The following is a 15,934-nucleotide window of genomic DNA, read 5'->3' on the forward strand; positions in this document are numbered from 1 at the left end:
TGAAATTCCCTATGAATGGGGGAAAGGGTTCGGGTAATTGTCTTCGAGGTCGATGTCCAGCAGCCCCATGATGCGAACGCCGGAGTTGTACCAGGCGATGGACAACGAGAGTTCGACCATCTGTTTGTCCGTCAGGTGGTCGGCGGCGGCTCGCCAGGTCTTCTCCGACACGTCCACCAGCAGCGTGGACTCCTTGGCGAGGCGCATCACCGCCTTCTCCGTCCCGTCGAACAGGTCGGACGACTCGAAGTCGGCGACCGCCGCGAGCTGCTCCTCGGTGAGCCCGGCCTTGAGGCCGTGCGACTGGTGGTGCGCGACCTCGTACGCCGACCGGGTCGCGTACCCCACGGTCAGAATCGCCAGTTCCCGCAGCTTGGGGCTGAGGTCCGCGGCCCGCAGCGAGTTGGCGTAGGTCAGGAAGCCGTCCAGCTGGGTCGGCGCGCCCGCCAGGGCGAGAAAGATGTTCGCCGTCGGCACCTTGCGTTCGGCTTCCAGCCGGTCGTACAGGGGCTTGTGCGACGCGTCCGCGTCCTCGCGGCGCAGGTAGGGCACTCGTGCCATGGTCACTCCTGGAGGTACGGAAGGTCAGTGCGCGGACTGTTCGAGCAGGAACCGCTCCAGCGACATCGGCTTCGGCGGCTCGGCGGGCGGGATCTGCGGCACGTCGACGAAGGCCGAGGCCTCGAAGTACCACTTCTCCAGGGCCGGCAGGCCCCAGCGGGCGTTGGTGCTCAGCGATCCCGCGTCCCAGCGCACCGGCTCGATCTCGGTGTCGATGGTCTGGTAGTGGCTGTTGAAGACCTCCACCCGGTGCCCGTCGGGGTCACGGAGGTAGGCGAAGAGCATCCCGCCCGGACCGTGACGTCCGGGACCCCGCTCCACGCCGTCGCCGTAGCCCTGGATGCCCGCCCAGTCGCAGGCGGTGAAGATGTCGTGGCTCTCGGAGACCGTGTAGGCGAAGTGGTGCAGGGCCGGCCCGGTGTTCTCGATGATCGCCAGGTCCAGGCAGGTGCCCTTGCGGTACATGAACGCGCCCAGCAGCTTGTCGCCGTGCTCCAGGTACTCCGAGTTGCGAAAGCCCAGCTCGCTGTAGAACGCGCACAGCTCGTACGTGTCCGGCGCGAAGATCTGGTAGTGGTCCAGCCGCTGCGCGTGGGCACCCTTGTAGAGCTCGAAATTGATGTGCAGCCGGGGCCGGGTCTCCATGTGCGCGCACAGTTCGAGGGGTGTGCCGATCGGGTCGCTGACGTGCAGGGTGCGGCCCTGGTACGGCACGTCGACCCACTCGGCGGGCAGGCCGCGCTCACGGAACCAGGCGTACGCGAGGTCGAGGTCCTCGTCGAAGAAGACGCGGAAGCCGATCCTCCGGCACCTGCCCGCGCCCTCCTCGTCCAGCTCCAGGACGAGGCTGTGGTGGCAGGCTTCGGCGAGGCCGCGGAGGTGGCAGGTGCGCTCGTCCTCGTCACTGACGACCAGACCCAGCACGTTCACGTAGAAGTTCCTGCTCTCGGCCAGATCCGCGACCGTGAGACGAACGTGACTGGAGCGGGTGATGTTGAAACTCGGGCGCAGATTGACGGGTGGCAGCATGCTGGTCTCCGGGCTCGGATCGGCTCTGGAATTCGATGACTGTGACACGTGGATACAAAGCTGGATACACAGCTGGATGCTCAGTATCTCGCGGCCTTTTTACGGCTGGGTCGCGGAGGGCCCGGAACCGGAGAATGTGAATGCGGACCATCCGCTGAATTCCGCGGACTCACCGAGAGACTCCTCGATGCGCAGAACCTCGTTCCACTTCGCCATTCGCTCGGAGCGCGTGAAAGAGCCCACTTTCAGTTGGCCCGCGTCCCAGCCGACGCTGAGATGGGCGATGGTGATGTCCTCGGTCTCCCCGGAACGCGCGGAGACGATCGTGCCGAAGCCGGCTTCCTTTCCGGCGCGCAGGGCCTGGAAGGCCTCGGTGACCGTACCGGCCTGGTTCGGCTTGATCAGGACGGCGTTCGCCGCTTGGCCGGTCGCCGCGGCCTCGACCCGCTTGGCGTTCGTGACCAGGTAGTCGTCGCCGATCACCTGGCAGCGGTGGCCGTAGCGCCGGGTGAACTCCGTCATGCCCTCGTGGTCGTCCTCGCCCACCGGGTCCTCGACGGACAGGATCGGGTACTGCTCGATCCAGTCACCCAGCATGTCGATCAGGGCGGCGGTGTCCAGTGTGCGGTCGTCCAGGGCCAGCGTGTACCGCCCGCCGCGGCCGAACTGCGAGGCCGCCACGTCCAGGGAGATGCCGACCTGGGACGAGGTCGCGAAGCCCGCGGTCTCGATCGCCCGGGTCAGGGTCTCCAGCGCCTCCTCGTTCGAGTCGAACGCGGGCCAGAAACCGCCTTCGTCGGCGACCCCCTGCGCCTTGCCGGCCTTCCGCATCAGAGTGCCGGCGGCCCGGTAGATCTCCGCCGTCCAGTCCAGGGCCTCCGCGAAGCTCCGCGCCGCGGGGCAGACCACCATGAAGTCCTGGACGTCGACACGACGGTCCGCGTGGGCGCCGCCGCCGAAGATCTGGATCTCCGGCAGCGGGACCCGGACCGGCCGTCCGCCCGCCAGATGCCGCCACAGGGGCACGCCCGCCGACGCGGCGGCGGCGTGCAGCACCGCCATGGACGTGGCCACGATCGCGTTGCCGCCGAGACGGCCGCGGTCCGGGGTGCCGTCGAGATCCACCAGCAGCCGGTCGACGGTTTCCTGGTCGGCGGCGTCGCGGCCCAGCAGGGCGGGGGCGATCTCGTGGTTCACCGAGCCCACCGCACGCTGGACGTCGAGCCCGCCGAAGCGGCTGCCGCCGTCGCGCAGGTCGAGTGCCTCGCCCTGGCCCGTCGACGCCCCCGCCGGTGCGATGGCCCGCCCGGTCGCACCGTCCGCGAGCCGGACCTCGACCTCGACGGTCGGTCGACCGCGTGAGTCCCACACCCTGCGGCCATGGAGCTTGGCGATCCGCGCGTCTGTCATGGCGGTGCGACCTTTCGAAGTTCGGACGACTGGGGGTGAGGAGCGGTGTCCGTGCCCGTCGTCGGAGGGCATCCCCGCAGCCGGAGGCGGCGGGAGACGTACGGAGGAAGTCCACGCTGACGAACGGGCGCGGGCGGGCTCCGTGGGGCCGCACCTGAATCGGTGCGGCGCCGCGCGCGAGCGAGAAGGAGAAGTCGAGGGTTGCTCGTGCACTGCGGCTCTTGTCGTGCGTTGTGCTAACGATAGCGCAATCGTGCAAAGCGACGGCGACTCTGTCAAGGGTCAGGCGGTGTGCCGGTCTCGCGCGATCTCGATCGTTTGCGCCACCTTGGGTCACTCAGGAGGCGGTGCTATCGTTCGCACTACTCGATCGATGCTTCGCCAAGACTCCGGCGGGCCCGCGCTCTCCTGGACCGACGGACAGCACAGGCGGCGTGGGTCCGCCGGGCCGGACCCCGGCCGACAGGAAAGCGAGTCCGACATGACATCCCAGCCCTCCGCGGCGCCCATGACCGTCACCACCGTTGTGGCCAGCACACGCCCCGGACGTGTGGGCAGATCCGTCGCCGACTGGTTCGCGCTCCGGGCCGCGGAGCACGACCAGTTCGAGTCGCACACCGTCGACCTGTACGAACTCGCGCTCCCCTTCCTCGACGAGCCGCATCCGCCCGCTCTGCGGCAGTACACGAAGAGCCACACGCACGAATGGAGCCGGATCGTCGACGCGTCGGACGCGTTCGTCTTCGTCACGCCGGAATACAACGGCGGCTTCCCTGCCCCGCTGAAGAACGCCTGGGACTACCTCGTCGTGGAGTGGCAGCACAAGCCGGCCGGGTTCGTCAGCTACGGCGGCGTCTCGGCGGGCACCCGGGCGGTGCAGATGGGCAAGCAGGTGGTGGCGAACCTCAGGATGCTGCCGATCGGGCCGACCGTGAGCATCCCGTTCGTCAACGAACTCGTCGAGGACGGCGACTTCCGTCCCGGCAAGATTCACGAGGCGGCCGCCGAGCAGGTGCTCGACGAACTCGCGCGCACCGCCCGCGTCATGCGGCGGCTGCGCGGCGGAGAGTACTGACCAGCCCGTACCCCGTACGCGACGGCGCCCGGAGCTCATAGCTCCGGGCGCCTTGAGGTGTGGGTGAGGCGGCCTTGGCTCGCCGCTGACTCGGTTCGGCTCACGCGGGCCTGGACGGAGCCTTTCCGTCAGGGGCCGCGGTGCTGCCGCGCAGCACCAGCGATCCGGGGGAGACCGACGTGTACGGACCGTCGTTGCCCGGCTTGGTCTTCAGCCGGCGCATCAGCCAGAGCGCGCAGCCGGTGGCCATCTCCTGGATCGGCAACCCGATCGTGGTCAGTCCGGGACCCCACCAGGAGAACCCCGGCTCGTCCCCGAACCCGACCACGGACAGGTCCCCGGGCACCTTGACACCCTGCTCGGACAGTTCCTCCAGGACCCCGATGGTGAGCTGCACCGACCCCAGCACGAGCGCCGTGGGAGCGCCGGGCCCCTTCAGGAGGCGGCGCACCGCCTGCCGGCCGTGGTCCACGGACGCCGGCGGACCCAGCTCGGCACGCCCGGCGTCGTCCGGCAGGCCGCCTTCGCTCAGGGCGCTGCGGAAGCCGCGCAGGCGCTCCGCGCCCGTGGGCAGTTCCTCGGGTCCGCCCAGGTAGCCGATGCGGGTGTGGCCCAGTGCCACCAGGTGGGCCGTGGCCAGGCGCAGCGCCTCGTGGTCGTCCACACCGAACCACTGGGAACCGAGCGACGGGTGGCGGCGCAGCAGCTGAAGGTGCGGCAGGCCGCGCAGGAGCTTGACGGAGTCGGCGTGCGGGCGCGCGGTGGGGACGATGATGACGCCGGCCACGCGGTTGGCGGACAGCTCGCGCAGATGGCGCAGCTCCACCGTCCGGTCGTCGTCGGTCTCAGACAGCATCAGCTGGAAGCCCTCGGCCTCCATGTTCTTGGACAGCTCGTGCGCGATGGTCGAGTAGAAGCTGTTGCGGATGTCCGGGATCACCAGTGCCACCACGTTGCTGGAGGCGCCGCGCATCATCCGTGCCGCCCGGTTGCCGACGTATCCCATCTCGGAGGCGGCCTGGCGGACCCGGAACTTGGTCTCCTCGCTGATGCGGGGATCGTCGGAGAGCGCCCGGCCGACCGTCGAGACGGAGATCCCGAGGCGTTCGGCGATGTCCCTGGTCGTGATCACGTAAGGGCCCCCTTGAGCTGACTGGTCCGGGCATCGTCACGTTCCGTGTGCCAACGATAGCATTCCGGTCGCGCTCCGTGGCCAGAGGGATGAATGTGCCGGGTTGGCCCTTATCGCTGTGCTAACGTTAGCATTACTGGTTGGGCCGTGCAGCCGCTCGCGGCTGCCTAGGTGCGGAGGTTTCCGTGCGGATCGTCAGGTATGCCGTGGGCGGCGTGCGTCATTACGGAGAACTGGAAACCGGTGATGCCAGGATCGCCAGATTCGAGGGTGATCCCTTCACCGCACTGTCCCCTACGGGACACGTCGACGAAGTCGGCGACGTGGTGATTCTCGCGCCGCTGGAGCGGCCTCGGATCTTCGGGTTCGCCTACAACTACGCCTCGCACATCGATGAGACCGATCGCGAGGTTCCGGACGTTCCCGTGTGCTTCATGAAACCGAGCACCGCGGTGATCGGACCGGATGACGCCATCGTCTATCCGGCCTATGGCGAACTGATCCATTTCGAAGGCGAGTTGGTCGTCGTCATCGGAAAGGAAGCTCGCCATGTGAAGCCCTCCGAAGCCTTTGAGTACATCCTCGGCTATACCTGTGGCAATGACGTCAGTGATCGCGTCATCCAGCGCAGGGAAAGCGCGTTCGGAACGCTGCTGATCGGCAAGGGGCAGGACACGTTCGCTCCCCTCGGGCCGGTCATCGCGACCGAACTCGACCCATCGGCACTGGCGTTGACGACCCGTGTGAACGGCGCCGTCGCGCAATCGGCGAGCACCTCCGACCTGCTGCTCACCGTCCCCGACCTCGTCAGTTACCTGAGCCGCTACCTGACACTGCTGCCCGGGGACGCCATCATGACCGGCACGCCGTCCGGCGTCGGGCCGATCCGCCCCGGGGACGAGATCGAGGTGGAGATCGAGGGCATCGGCGTCCTGCGCAATCCGGTCGTGGCGGAGAGCTTCTGACCTCGGGTGTTCGCTGTTTGTGCTCGCATTGGGGCCTGTCCACCGCTCGGCGGTGGACAGGCCCCAATGGTGTCGGTCTGGACCGAACAGCTCTAGCGAACCGCGTTGTTGAAGCGCGAGGGACGGACGAAGGCCAGCGCCACGGCGCCCACCAGCGGCAGAACCGTGACCTGCAGCAGCCCTGCCCGGCTCCAGCCGAAGGAGTCCACCAGGGCGGCGAAGAGCAGGCCGGAGAACGCCGCCGTTCCGTAGTAGCTGGTGACGAAGAGGCCGGAGGCGCGTCCGATCTGTCCGGGACGGACGGACCGCTGCATCGCGCTGTTGGTGTTGGGATAGATGAAGCCCAGACCGAAGGCGCCCATGAGGAACGCGAACACGCACTGCTCGCCGACTCCGGCACGCGTCTCGTAGATGCACACGCTGATGGCGGCGACGGCGACCATGCTCCCGATCAGCAGGTTGCGCTGGTTCACGCGGTCGCCGAGCCAGCCGCCGAGAACGGCCGACATGCCGCCGAAACCGAGGAGGCTCATGGCCAGCGCGGCCTGCTCGGAGGTGTAGTGCAGCGAGGTGATGAGGTACGTCGGGTAGAGGCCGAGGAACCCGTAGATGGCCACACCGCTGACGACCGAGTGGACGGCCAGGGCGATGGTGTTGCGGTTGTAGGCGGAGGCCGGCATGTACTCGTAGGTCCGGGTCGAGACGACCTTCTCGGCGGAGTGCTCGGTCAGACCGGTCTTCACGAGGAACAGGGAGGCGGTGGCGATCAGCAGCCCGGCCGCGCCGAACAGGTAGAAGGGCGAGTGCCAGGTGCCGTGCATGCTCATGAGCCGGACGCCGATGAGCGGGGCGATGAACACGCCGATCGAGTAGCCCATGCCGATGACACCGAAGGCGAGACCGCGCCGGTGGGCGAAGAAGGCGCCGATCGCCGCGAAGATGGCGGCGGACTGCATCCCCTCGCCGAAGCCGGAGACGACCCGGTACAGGGTCATGTCGGCGAAACCGGTGGCCAGGGGCGTGGCCATGGTGCCGAGGGAGTAGATCACGATGCTGACCAGGAGCACGGTCTTGCGGCGGAAGCGGTCCAGGAGATAGCCCGCGGGCAGGCCGGCCAGGGCCATGCCGAGGGTGAAGTTCGTCGCCAGCAGCCCGCCCTGCTCCAGGGAGAACCCGTAGTCCGCCCGGATGTTCGGGAGCAGGGGCGGGAAGACCTGCCGGTCCATCGCGTTGACCATGTAGGAGAGGACCACCAGCAGGAAGCCCAGCCCGATCATGGTGCGGGAAATGGGGGCGCGGCTGCTTTCCCGCGGTTCGTCGGTGGGGGCCACACTGGTGTCGACGTGCGCTGCTTGAGTCATAGCGGCTCCTGAAAGGGAATGGCCACGGCGGGCCGCGGGGGATCCATCGCGTACGGGGCCGTACGCGATGGCGAAAAGTGGTGAGCTGAACACGGACTCGTCGAGACGGCGACGGCTCTGCGTCGTTGTCGACTGATGGAATGGGGCGACGTGCTGCCGCGCGGTCGGACACCGCATGCGGAATGCAGCCGTATATCGCCCGTCGGGACATCCGTGGCTATGGCGTCTTCGACAGCCGGACCCCGTGTGGACACTTGTAGGTCACACGGTCGGCGCTGGCAGAACCATGAAGGGGAAATCTCCGGCGCGTCAAGGTGGCAACACCGGATTTCTTCCGCGTTTCTCGATTTTCCGTGGTGAGCGGGTTCCTCGGCTGCGAACGGGCCCCGCCGCGGGCGGGCCGGCGACCGGCTGCTGGTCGCGCTCTTGACGTGTCGGAGACTCTCAGTGCTATCGTTAGCATCACGTGGCTGTGACAAAGTGATTCGACGTGCCCCGGTAACTCGTGATCCGTTCCAGGGGCCTACGGAGGCGTCCGCACCGACCACAAGTCGGCCAGCGCCCGCCACACCCGACCCGAGCCCAGCGACCCCCTCCCCTCCGCCCGAGCGGCCGACGGCCCTGACGCACAAGCCGACGGCCGCCGTTCCGGGGGCCGATTCAGACCCGCTCAACCGGATGCGACCGGGCGTGCCGCCCGACCGTCCGCTGCGGCCGCACGACTCTGCGAGGACGACCTGCCATGAAACCACCGAGCCGCCCCGGCACCGTGCTGCTCACCGACCACGCCTGGCCCGACGACTCCGTCGAACGATCGGTCATCGAGGAGGCGGGCCACACCCTGGTGACCGGACCCGCCGACCCGGCCCCCGCGGAGGCGATCGAGGAACTGGTGGCCGAGCACCGGCCCGCCGGGATCCTGACGTGCTGGGCCCCCGTCTCCGCCGCCGCGATCAGCACCTCACCGGATCTGCGGATCGTCGCCAGGCTCGGGGTGGGGCTCGACAACATCGCCGTCGACGCCGCCACCGAGCGCGGCGTGTGGGTCACCAACGTGCCGGACTACTGCGTCGAGGAAGTCTCCGACCACGCCGTGGGCATGGTGCTGGCCTGGACCCGGGGCCTGGCCGTGTCCGACCGGGAGGTCCGCGCCGGACGGTGGAACCCCGCCGGTGCCCGGCTGCGCAGGCTGTCGACGCTGACCTGCGGCGTCGTCGGACACGGGCGCATCGGACGCGCCACCGTGCGCAAGCTCGGCGCGTTCGGCTGCCGGATCCTGGCCCACGACCCGTACCCGCCTAAGGACGCCCCCGGGGTGGAGATGGTGGGCCTGGAGGAGCTGCTGCGCCGCAGCGACGTGGTGATCCTCCATGTGCCGCTCACACCGGGCACGCACCACCTCATCGGCGCCGAGCAGCTGGCGCTGATGCCTCCGGGCGGCCTGCTGGTCAACGTCAGCAGGGGCGGCCTGGTGGACACCGACGCGGTCGTCAAGGCGCTGGACGGCGGGCACCTGGCCGGAGCCGCCCTCGATGTCCTGGAGAGTGAACCGGACGTCCCCGCCGCGCTGTCGCAACAGCAGGGCGCGCTTCTCACTCCGCACATCGCCTTCTCCTCCGACGCCTCGGTCACCGAACTTCGCCGCCGCGCCGCCGAGGAGGTCGTACGGATCCTGGCGGACGACGTACCCGCCCATCCCTGCAACACCCCCCGTCTGCCCGCGGGGTCCGGGGACCCGCGATGAGCCGGACCTCCGCGCAAGTGACCCCGGAATCCGCGCTGAGCGACTTCCTGACCGCGCACAAGCTCGCCGGGCCCGAGGAAGCCGCACGCTGGACTCCGCTGACCGGTGGCGTCTCGTCCGACCTGTGGAGGGTGGACCTGCCGGGACGCTCCCTCTGCGTCAAACGCGCCCTGGCCAAGCTCAAGGTCGCCGCCGACTGGCAGGCACCGGTGTCACGCAACGCCCACGAATGGGCATGGATGCGGTTCGCGTCCCGGCACCGCCCGGACAGCGTGCCCCAGCCGCTGGCCCACGACCCCGAGGCCGGCCTCTTCGCGATGACGTTCCTGCCACCCGAGCGGTACCCGGTGTGGAAGGCGCGGTTGCTCGACGGCCAGGCGGACCCGGCGACCGCCGCGGCCGTCGGAGAGCTGCTCGGCACCCTGCACGCGGCGAGCGCCGGCGACGGGGCACTCGCCGCCGAGTTCGCCACCGACGACAACTTCCACGCGCTGCGCGTCGAGCCGTACCTGCTGGCCACCGCCGCCGCACACCCCGGCCTGCGCGACGTCCTCCAGAAACTCGCCGACCGCACGGCCGCCACGCACCTGGTTCTGGTGCACGGTGACGTCAGTCCCAAGAACATCCTCGTCGGACCCTCCGGGCCCGTGCTGCTGGACGCCGAGTGCGCCTGGTACGGCGACCCGGCCTTCGACCTCGCGTTCTGCGTCAACCATCTGCTGCTCAAGTGCCTGGTGGTGCCCGGGAGCCGCGCGGATCTCCTGCGGTCCGCACGGGCGCTGACCGAGCAGTACGTCCGGTGCGTCGACTGGGAGCCCCGGTCGTCCCTTGAGGCGCGGGCCGCGTCACTGCTGCCGACGCTGCTGCTGGCGCGGGTGGACGGCAAGTCTCCCGTGGAGTACCTCACGGATGAGGGGCATGTGCGGTTCGTACGCACGGTGGCATCGGCCCTGCTCAGGGCACCCGTCCCTGCCGTGGCGGACGTCGTGGACACCTGGGCGAACGAGCTCGGGCGCGCGACCGGGCCGGGCGACCGGCGCTGACGAACCGGCTGACCCGATCGACCCGGCTGAATCGAGTGAGGAGAGACGCATGCGCAGAGTCGTCACCGGCCATGACGAGAACGGACGGTCGATCGTCGTCAGCGACGGCCCCGTCCCGCGCAGCCGGGAGTTCACCAGCCTGCCGGGCTGGGTGTCCCGCCTGCCGTGGGCCACCGAACCCGGCGAGCCGGCCGGCCGCACCGGGGAGGACCCCACGCCGAAGGTCACCAGCCTGCTCCCGGCGCCCGGCGGCACCCGGTTCATGGTGCTCACCTTCCCACCGGACACCGCGATGGCCGACCCGGCGTTCGACCCTGTGGCCTTCGACGAGGAGCAGCGGGCCGACTCGCCCGGCATCGCGGACCTCATGGAGCCCGACGGCATGCACACCACGCCGACCGTGGACTACGGCATCGTGCTGGACGGCGAGATCGTCCTCGAACTCGACGACGGCCACCACACGCGGCTCTCGGCGGGGGACATCGTGATCCAGAACGGCACCCGCCACGGCTGGCGCAACCGCAGCGACCGACCCGTCACGATGGCCTTCGTCCTCGTCGGCGCCGAACGCGACGGCTGACCCGGGGGCCGCCTCACACCCGCCTCAACCGCGGTGCGTGATGCTCACCGTCACGGTCAGCGCACCCCGGTTGTCCTCGGAGCAGAAGCCCGCGGTGTCGTTCATGCCCAGCTGCAGGGTGCCGCTCCCGGTGGCCAGGAAGGTCAGCTTCTGTCCGACGGTGTGGACAGGGAAGTCCTTCTCGCCCGCGAGGACGGCCAACAGGGTGCCGAACGGTGCCGCGGGCTTGACCTTGCAGTCCTTGGCTCCCGCCAGCTTCGCGTCGGTGTCCCTGCCGTAGCCGGCCGGCCCGGTCATGGGCATGTTGCGGTGGTCGGCCGTCCACTCTCCCGAGACGAACCGCACGGTCACCTGGTCGCCTCGCCGGACGGCGGCTGAGGCCACCGGCTGCCAGCCGGTCGCCGACTGGACGACCTGGCTGACGGTCGTCGTCTTCGGGGCCTCGTCGAACGGCGGCGCCCCGGTGAGGAACAGACCACCGCCGACACCCGCTGCCAGCACCGCCGTACCGGCCAGAGCCCACCACAGCCGCTTCGGCCCCGACGAGCGGGAGGACTGATGCCCCGCGGAGTGGGGCGACGGGGTGTGCCGCGCGGTCTGCCCGGCCGGGACGAGCCGCTCCCGGCCGCTGGTCACGGTGTCCGCGTCGGCCAACGGGGTCGAGGGCGAGAACGTAAAGGCGGTCGCCGACGGCAGCGGCCCGGCGTCCACCTCGCCCGCGGCGACGCGCCGCAGCGCGGAACGCGCACCGGCCGCCGAAGGGCGCTCGCCCGGGGACTTGCGCAGAAGCGCCTCGACGACCGGCCGCAGCGGACCGAGCCGCTCCGACAGCACGGGTTCCTCGTACGCCACCGCGTGCAGCGTCGCGGGCGCTCCTGACTTGCGGAAGGGGGACTGTCCGCCACAGACCGTGGCGAGGGTCGCGCCCAGTGACCACAGGTCGGAGGCCGGGCCGGTCGCCGATCCCGTCACCCGCTCGGGTGCCATGAACTCCAGGGAGCCGACCAGTTCGCCGGTGCTGGTGAGGAACTCACCGTCGTCCAGGGCTGCGATGCCGAAGTCGGTGAGGACGGCGTCGCCGCCGTGGCGCAGCAGCACGTTGGCGGGTTTGACGTCACGGTGCAGCGTGCCGGCCGCGTGCACGGCCTCCAGCGCGTCGAGCATGTGCAGACCGAGGGCGGCCGTGTGCTGCGGGGTGAGGGGTCCGGTCTCGGCGACACGGTGGGCCAGCGAGGGGCCCTCGATGAGTTCCATGACGATCCACAGCCGGTCCTCCGACTCGACCAGGTCGTGGACGCCGACCACATGCGGGTGCGGCACCCGGGCGACCGCGCGCGCCTCCCGGACGGCGCGGCGCATCCTGATGCGGTGCTCGTCGTCGCCGTGGGTGAGGATGTGCAGTTCCTTGGCGGCGACCGGGCGGTCCAGCAACTGGTCGTGGGCGCGCCAGACCGTGCCCATGCCGCCTCTGCCGAGAACGTCGCGGAGCAGATACCTACCGGCGACCAGTCGCTCCGAGCGGCGTTCCGAACGCGTCGCGGCCTGGTCGTCGCCGTGTTCCGATATCACGTGCTCTCTCACGTTTCCTTCCCGGAGGACGGGGTCCGCCGGTCATCGCTCGCTCGGGGCCGTCGTTCGACCGTCGTTCAAGTGGTCGTTTCTTCGTTCGAACGGGGCTGAGCATAGCGGAGCGCGCCCTGGTCACACGCCGTCAACTGCGGTGTGGAAAGCGGGCTTTGACCGGGGCGGAACGGGGAGACGCGTGGGCACCCCTCGTCCTGGAGTCAGTGCCGCGGTCGGACGCCGGCGTGAGCGTCGGTGAAGTCCCAGAGCACGGGGAGGAGTTGCTCGGGCGTCTCGGCCTGGGGCATGTGGCCGGTGCCCTCCAGCAGACGGAACTCCGCGTCGGGGATCGCCTGCGCGTACGCGCGCCCGCAGTCGCTGTCCACGATCTGGTCGCTCTGACCTTGTCGGAGCCTGGAGCCCGGTGCCCTGGAGGCCTGAACCGCCCGATGTCGTCCGCCGCGAGGTGAGTGCGGCCGTCAGGACCCCGCCCCCGCCCCGGCCCCGCCGTCGTGCCCATCCCAGGCGCGGGCGCGCAGGTCCGCGTCCCGCAGCACGTCAAGGGCCGTGCAGGCCAGCGCCTCCACCACCGCCATCAGGACGTGACGGCCGCGTGCGGAGGCGGCGGCAGCGGCGAACTCCGGGGTGTGGTCGCTGCCGTCGGAGTCCATGATCGCGACGAAGGGGTGGATGGCGGGCACCCGGCCGCTGACGTCGCCGATGTCCGAGGACCCCAGGTAGACGCCTGGTTCGGGCGGTGTGAGGGTGATCCCGGCCCGGGCCAGGTGGCCGGCGAACTGCTCGGACAGGACCTGACTGTCCCGGAAGTGCTCGTAGCGGACGCTCGCCCGTTCCACCTCGACGGTCGTGCCGGTCACCCGGGCGACGTCCTGCGCCGAGGTGTGCAGTTGCTCCGCCAGCGCGTCCAGGGCGGCGGTGGTCGGGGCCCGCAGTCCGAAGCGCCCCTCGGCGTGGTCGGGGACGATGTTGGTCGCGGTGCCGCCGTACGTGATGATCCCCTGGATGTGGGATCCGCGCGGCAGCCGCCGACCGAGCGCCGACAGGACGTTGAACAGCTCGATCAACGCAGCGAGGGCGTCGATGCCCTCGTCCGGGTTGCCGGTGGGGTGGGCGGCCCGGCCCCCGAAGGCGACCCGGTACTGCTCCTGCGCGGTCAGCGGCGCCCGCACCCAGTCGTACACCCCGGGATGGAACATCAGGGCGGCGTCGACGTCGTCGAAGACCCCGGCCCGCACCTCAAGGACCTTCCCGCCTCCGCCCTCCTCGGCCGGTGTGCCCACCGCCAGCACCGAACCCTCGGTGTCGTCCCGCACGGCGTCCACGACCAGCGCGGCACCGAGTCCGGCGGCCGCGATCAGGTTGTGCCCGCAGGCATGCCCGAGTCCGGGCAGAGCGTCGTACTCCATGAGGAGCGCCACGGTGGGCCGCCCCCGGCCCGAGGCCGCCGTGAACGCCGTCGGCAGGTGCGCCACGTTCCTGCGCACCTCGAAGCCCGCGCGTTCCAGTTCGCCGGTGAGCAGGGTCGCCGCCCGGTGCTCGGCGAAGCCGGTCTCGGGGTCCGCGTGCAGCGCGCACGCCACGGCCCACAGTCTTTCGGCGTGCCGGGCGACCTCGTCACGGACACGGCGGTACGGCAGGCTGGACACCTGGGACTCCTACGGGTCGCCGGACGGCTTCCATGCCGGATTCGGGTTCCACCCGAACGCGACTCCGAACCGGCCCGCGCGGGGCCGCCATCCCCAGCCGTGGCACGCGGGCTCGGCGGCTCGCGGAGCCGGCGGCCGGCACGTACGGGCGGCGGCGCGCCACCGCGCACGGCGGGCACCGTACTCGCGCGCCGCGTTTCGACGGCCGCTCACGGTGCACTCGGTCCGTGTTCGTGCAAGGTGTGCGCCGACGTTCCCGGGGGCTACTGGGGAGAAACCATGGATCACTCGCGGGTGCCCGTTCTGGAGGCGTTGCAGGAGTTCCGGCGCCGTGGAGACATCGCCTACGGTCCGCCAGGACACAAGCAGGGCCGCGGTGTGGACCCGCGGGTGGCGGAGATCGTCGGGCTGGACGTGTTCCGCTCGGACGTCCTCTCCCTCAACGGGCTGGACGACCGCCGCCAGTCCCAGGGCGTGCTCAGCCAGGCCCAGGAGCTGATGGCGGACGCGGTCGGCGCCGAGCAGGCGTTCTTCTCGACCTGCGGCAGTTCCCTGTCGGTGAAGACGGCCATGCTGGCGGTGGCCGGCCCCGGCGAGAAGCTGCTGCTGTCCCGCAACGCGCACAAAACGGTGATCGCGGCCGTCATCGTCAACGGCGTGGAGCCGATCTGGGTCCACCCCCGGTTCGACACCGAGCGCCATCTCGCCCACCCCCCGGAGCCCGACGATGTGCGCCGCTGCCTCCAGGAGCACCCGGACGCGAAGGGCATGCTGCTGATCACGCCCACCGACTGGGGCACCTGTGCCGACATCCAGGGCGTGGCCCGGGTGTGCCACGAGTTCGACGTCCCCCTCATCGTCGACGAGGCGTGGGGCGCGGCGCTGCCCTTCCACCCTGACCTGCCCGCCTGGGGCATGGACGCCGAGGCAGACCTGGTGGTCACCAGCGTCCACAAGATGGGCGGTGCCATCGAGCAGAGTTCCGTCTTCCACCTCCAGTACGACCGGGTGGCACCGGAGGTCCTCAAGCAGCGGGAGGACCTGCTCGGGACCACCAGCGCCTCATCCCTCGTGTACGCGACCCTCGACGGCTGGCGCCGTCAGATGGTCGAGCAGGGCCACGACCTTCTGGACGCCGCCCTGCACCGCGCGGAACGGATCCGCACGACGGTCGACGAGCTGTCCGGCCTGCGGCCGATGGGCCAGGAGGTCGTCGACGAGGGGCTCGCCGCGTCCTTCGACCCCCTGAAGATCGTGATCGACGTCCGCCGGCTCGGCATCACCGGCATGCAGGCGGCCGAGTGGCTGCGAGCCAACCGGCACGTGGACGTCGGCGGCTCCGACACCTGCCGCATCAGCGCCTCGATCACCTACGCGGACAACGACGAGACCGAGAAGATCCTGCTGGACGCCCTGCGCGCCCTGGTCGACGGCGCCGACTCCATCGAACGGCAACCGCCGGTGCACCTGCCCGCGCCCTCCGTCCTGGAGCTGGAACAGGCGATGCTGCCGCGCGAGGCCTTCTTCGCCGAGGTCGACCACGTGCCCACCGAGCGTGCGGCGGGACGGATCGCCGCGGAAATGGTCAGCCCGTACCCTCCGGGGGTACCGGTGATCGCCCCTGGAGAGGTGATCACCGACGAGGTCCTGGACTACCTGCGCAGCGGCGTCGACCACGGTGTCCTGATCCCGGACGCGGCCGACCCGACGGTGCGGTCGCTGCGGGTGGTGCGGCGCTGAGTGCCGCGGGGGATCGCGCCGAGTGCCGCTGGGTATCGCTGAGTCCCGCTCAGCACCTGGGAGT

The 15,934-nt window shown here is 70.3% G+C and carries 14 protein-coding genes; 6 read left to right on the forward strand and 8 right to left on the reverse strand.

Annotation, left to right across the window (positions count from 1 at the left end; genetic code table 11):
* Window positions 1-9: 9 nt before the first annotated feature.
* From ABZ027_RS30000 to eno, 3 genes are all read right to left on the reverse strand, one after another.
* Window positions 10-561, reverse strand: coding sequence for a carboxymuconolactone decarboxylase family protein (locus ABZ027_RS30000; RefSeq protein WP_356773719.1), 552 nt, complete (start codon window positions 559-561; stop codon window positions 10-12).
* Window positions 562-585: 24 nt separating this feature from the next.
* Window positions 586-1,590 (reverse strand): VOC family protein, encoded by a 1,005-nt coding sequence (locus ABZ027_RS30005; RefSeq protein WP_356773720.1) that lies wholly within the window; start codon window positions 1,588-1,590, stop codon window positions 586-588.
* 99 nt (window positions 1,591-1,689) lie between these two features.
* Window positions 1,690-3,000: a phosphopyruvate hydratase gene (gene eno / locus ABZ027_RS30010; protein WP_356773721.1), complete on the reverse strand. Its 1,311-nt coding sequence runs from the start codon at window positions 2,998-3,000 to the stop codon at window positions 1,690-1,692.
* Between the two features lie 481 nt (window positions 3,001-3,481).
* Between eno and ABZ027_RS30015 the strand changes: the two genes are divergently transcribed.
* Window positions 3,482-4,075 carry an NAD(P)H-dependent oxidoreductase gene (locus tag ABZ027_RS30015; protein WP_356773722.1) on the forward strand — a complete coding sequence of 198 codons (594 nt, stop codon included), beginning with the start codon at window positions 3,482-3,484 and terminating at the stop codon, window positions 4,073-4,075.
* Window positions 4,076-4,175: 100 nt separating this feature from the next.
* On the opposite strand, the gene ABZ027_RS30020 is transcribed toward ABZ027_RS30015, so the two are convergent.
* Window positions 4,176-5,207: a LacI family DNA-binding transcriptional regulator gene (locus ABZ027_RS30020; protein WP_356773723.1), complete on the reverse strand. Its 1,032-nt coding sequence runs from the start codon at window positions 5,205-5,207 to the stop codon at window positions 4,176-4,178.
* Between the two features lie 185 nt (window positions 5,208-5,392).
* On the opposite strand from ABZ027_RS30020, the gene ABZ027_RS30025 reads away from it, so the two are divergent.
* Window positions 5,393-6,172 (forward strand): fumarylacetoacetate hydrolase family protein, encoded by a 780-nt coding sequence (locus tag ABZ027_RS30025; protein ID WP_356773724.1) that lies wholly within the window; start codon window positions 5,393-5,395, stop codon window positions 6,170-6,172.
* 92 nt (window positions 6,173-6,264) lie between these two features.
* On the opposite strand, the gene ABZ027_RS30030 is transcribed toward ABZ027_RS30025, so the two are convergent.
* Complete coding sequence (locus ABZ027_RS30030) at window positions 6,265-7,533, reverse strand: MFS transporter (RefSeq protein ID WP_356773725.1); 1,269 nt, start codon at window positions 7,531-7,533, stop codon at window positions 6,265-6,267.
* 742 nt (window positions 7,534-8,275) lie between these two features.
* Between ABZ027_RS30030 and ABZ027_RS30035 the strand changes: the two genes are divergently transcribed.
* The 3 genes from ABZ027_RS30035 to ABZ027_RS30045 are packed head-to-tail and all read left to right on the forward strand — an operon-like array spanning window position 8,276 to window position 10,900.
* Window positions 8,276-9,277, forward strand: coding sequence for a C-terminal binding protein (locus tag ABZ027_RS30035; RefSeq protein ID WP_356773726.1), 1,002 nt, complete (start codon window positions 8,276-8,278; stop codon window positions 9,275-9,277).
* Window positions 9,274-10,320 carry an aminoglycoside phosphotransferase family protein gene (locus ABZ027_RS30040; RefSeq protein ID WP_356773727.1) on the forward strand — a complete coding sequence of 349 codons (1,047 nt, stop codon included), beginning with the start codon at window positions 9,274-9,276 and terminating at the stop codon, window positions 10,318-10,320. The genes ABZ027_RS30035 and ABZ027_RS30040 overlap by 4 nt, the downstream gene beginning before the upstream one ends.
* Before the next feature lie 49 nt (window positions 10,321-10,369).
* On the forward strand, window positions 10,370-10,900 hold the full coding sequence (locus tag ABZ027_RS30045; RefSeq protein WP_356773728.1) for a cupin domain-containing protein: 531 nt from the start codon (window positions 10,370-10,372) through the stop codon (window positions 10,898-10,900).
* A gap of 24 nt (window positions 10,901-10,924) precedes the next feature.
* Here ABZ027_RS30045 and ABZ027_RS30050 read toward each other — a convergent pair whose 3' ends face one another.
* From ABZ027_RS30050 to ABZ027_RS30060, 3 genes are all read right to left on the reverse strand, one after another.
* A complete protein-coding gene (locus ABZ027_RS30050; RefSeq protein WP_356773729.1) occupies window positions 10,925-12,481 on the reverse strand; it encodes a serine/threonine-protein kinase in 1,557 nt (518 codons plus the stop codon).
* Window positions 12,482-12,684: 203 nt separating this feature from the next.
* Window positions 12,685-12,849: a hypothetical protein gene (locus ABZ027_RS30055; RefSeq protein WP_356773730.1), complete on the reverse strand. Its 165-nt coding sequence runs from the start codon at window positions 12,847-12,849 to the stop codon at window positions 12,685-12,687.
* A 93-nt stretch (window positions 12,850-12,942) separates the two neighbouring features.
* Window positions 12,943-14,130: an amidohydrolase gene (locus ABZ027_RS30060; RefSeq protein ID WP_356773731.1), complete on the reverse strand. Its 1,188-nt coding sequence runs from the start codon at window positions 14,128-14,130 to the stop codon at window positions 12,943-12,945.
* Window positions 14,131-14,409: 279 nt separating this feature from the next.
* Here ABZ027_RS30060 and ABZ027_RS30065 point away from each other — a divergent pair, with 279 nt between their 5' ends.
* Window positions 14,410-15,870, forward strand: coding sequence for an ornithine decarboxylase (locus ABZ027_RS30065; RefSeq protein WP_356773732.1), 1,461 nt, complete (start codon window positions 14,410-14,412; stop codon window positions 15,868-15,870).
* Window positions 15,871-15,934 lie beyond the last annotated feature (64 nt).

The organism is Streptomyces sp. NPDC006332 (genome assembly GCF_040612855.1).
GTDB lineage: Bacteria > Actinomycetota > Actinomycetes > Streptomycetales > Streptomycetaceae > Streptomyces.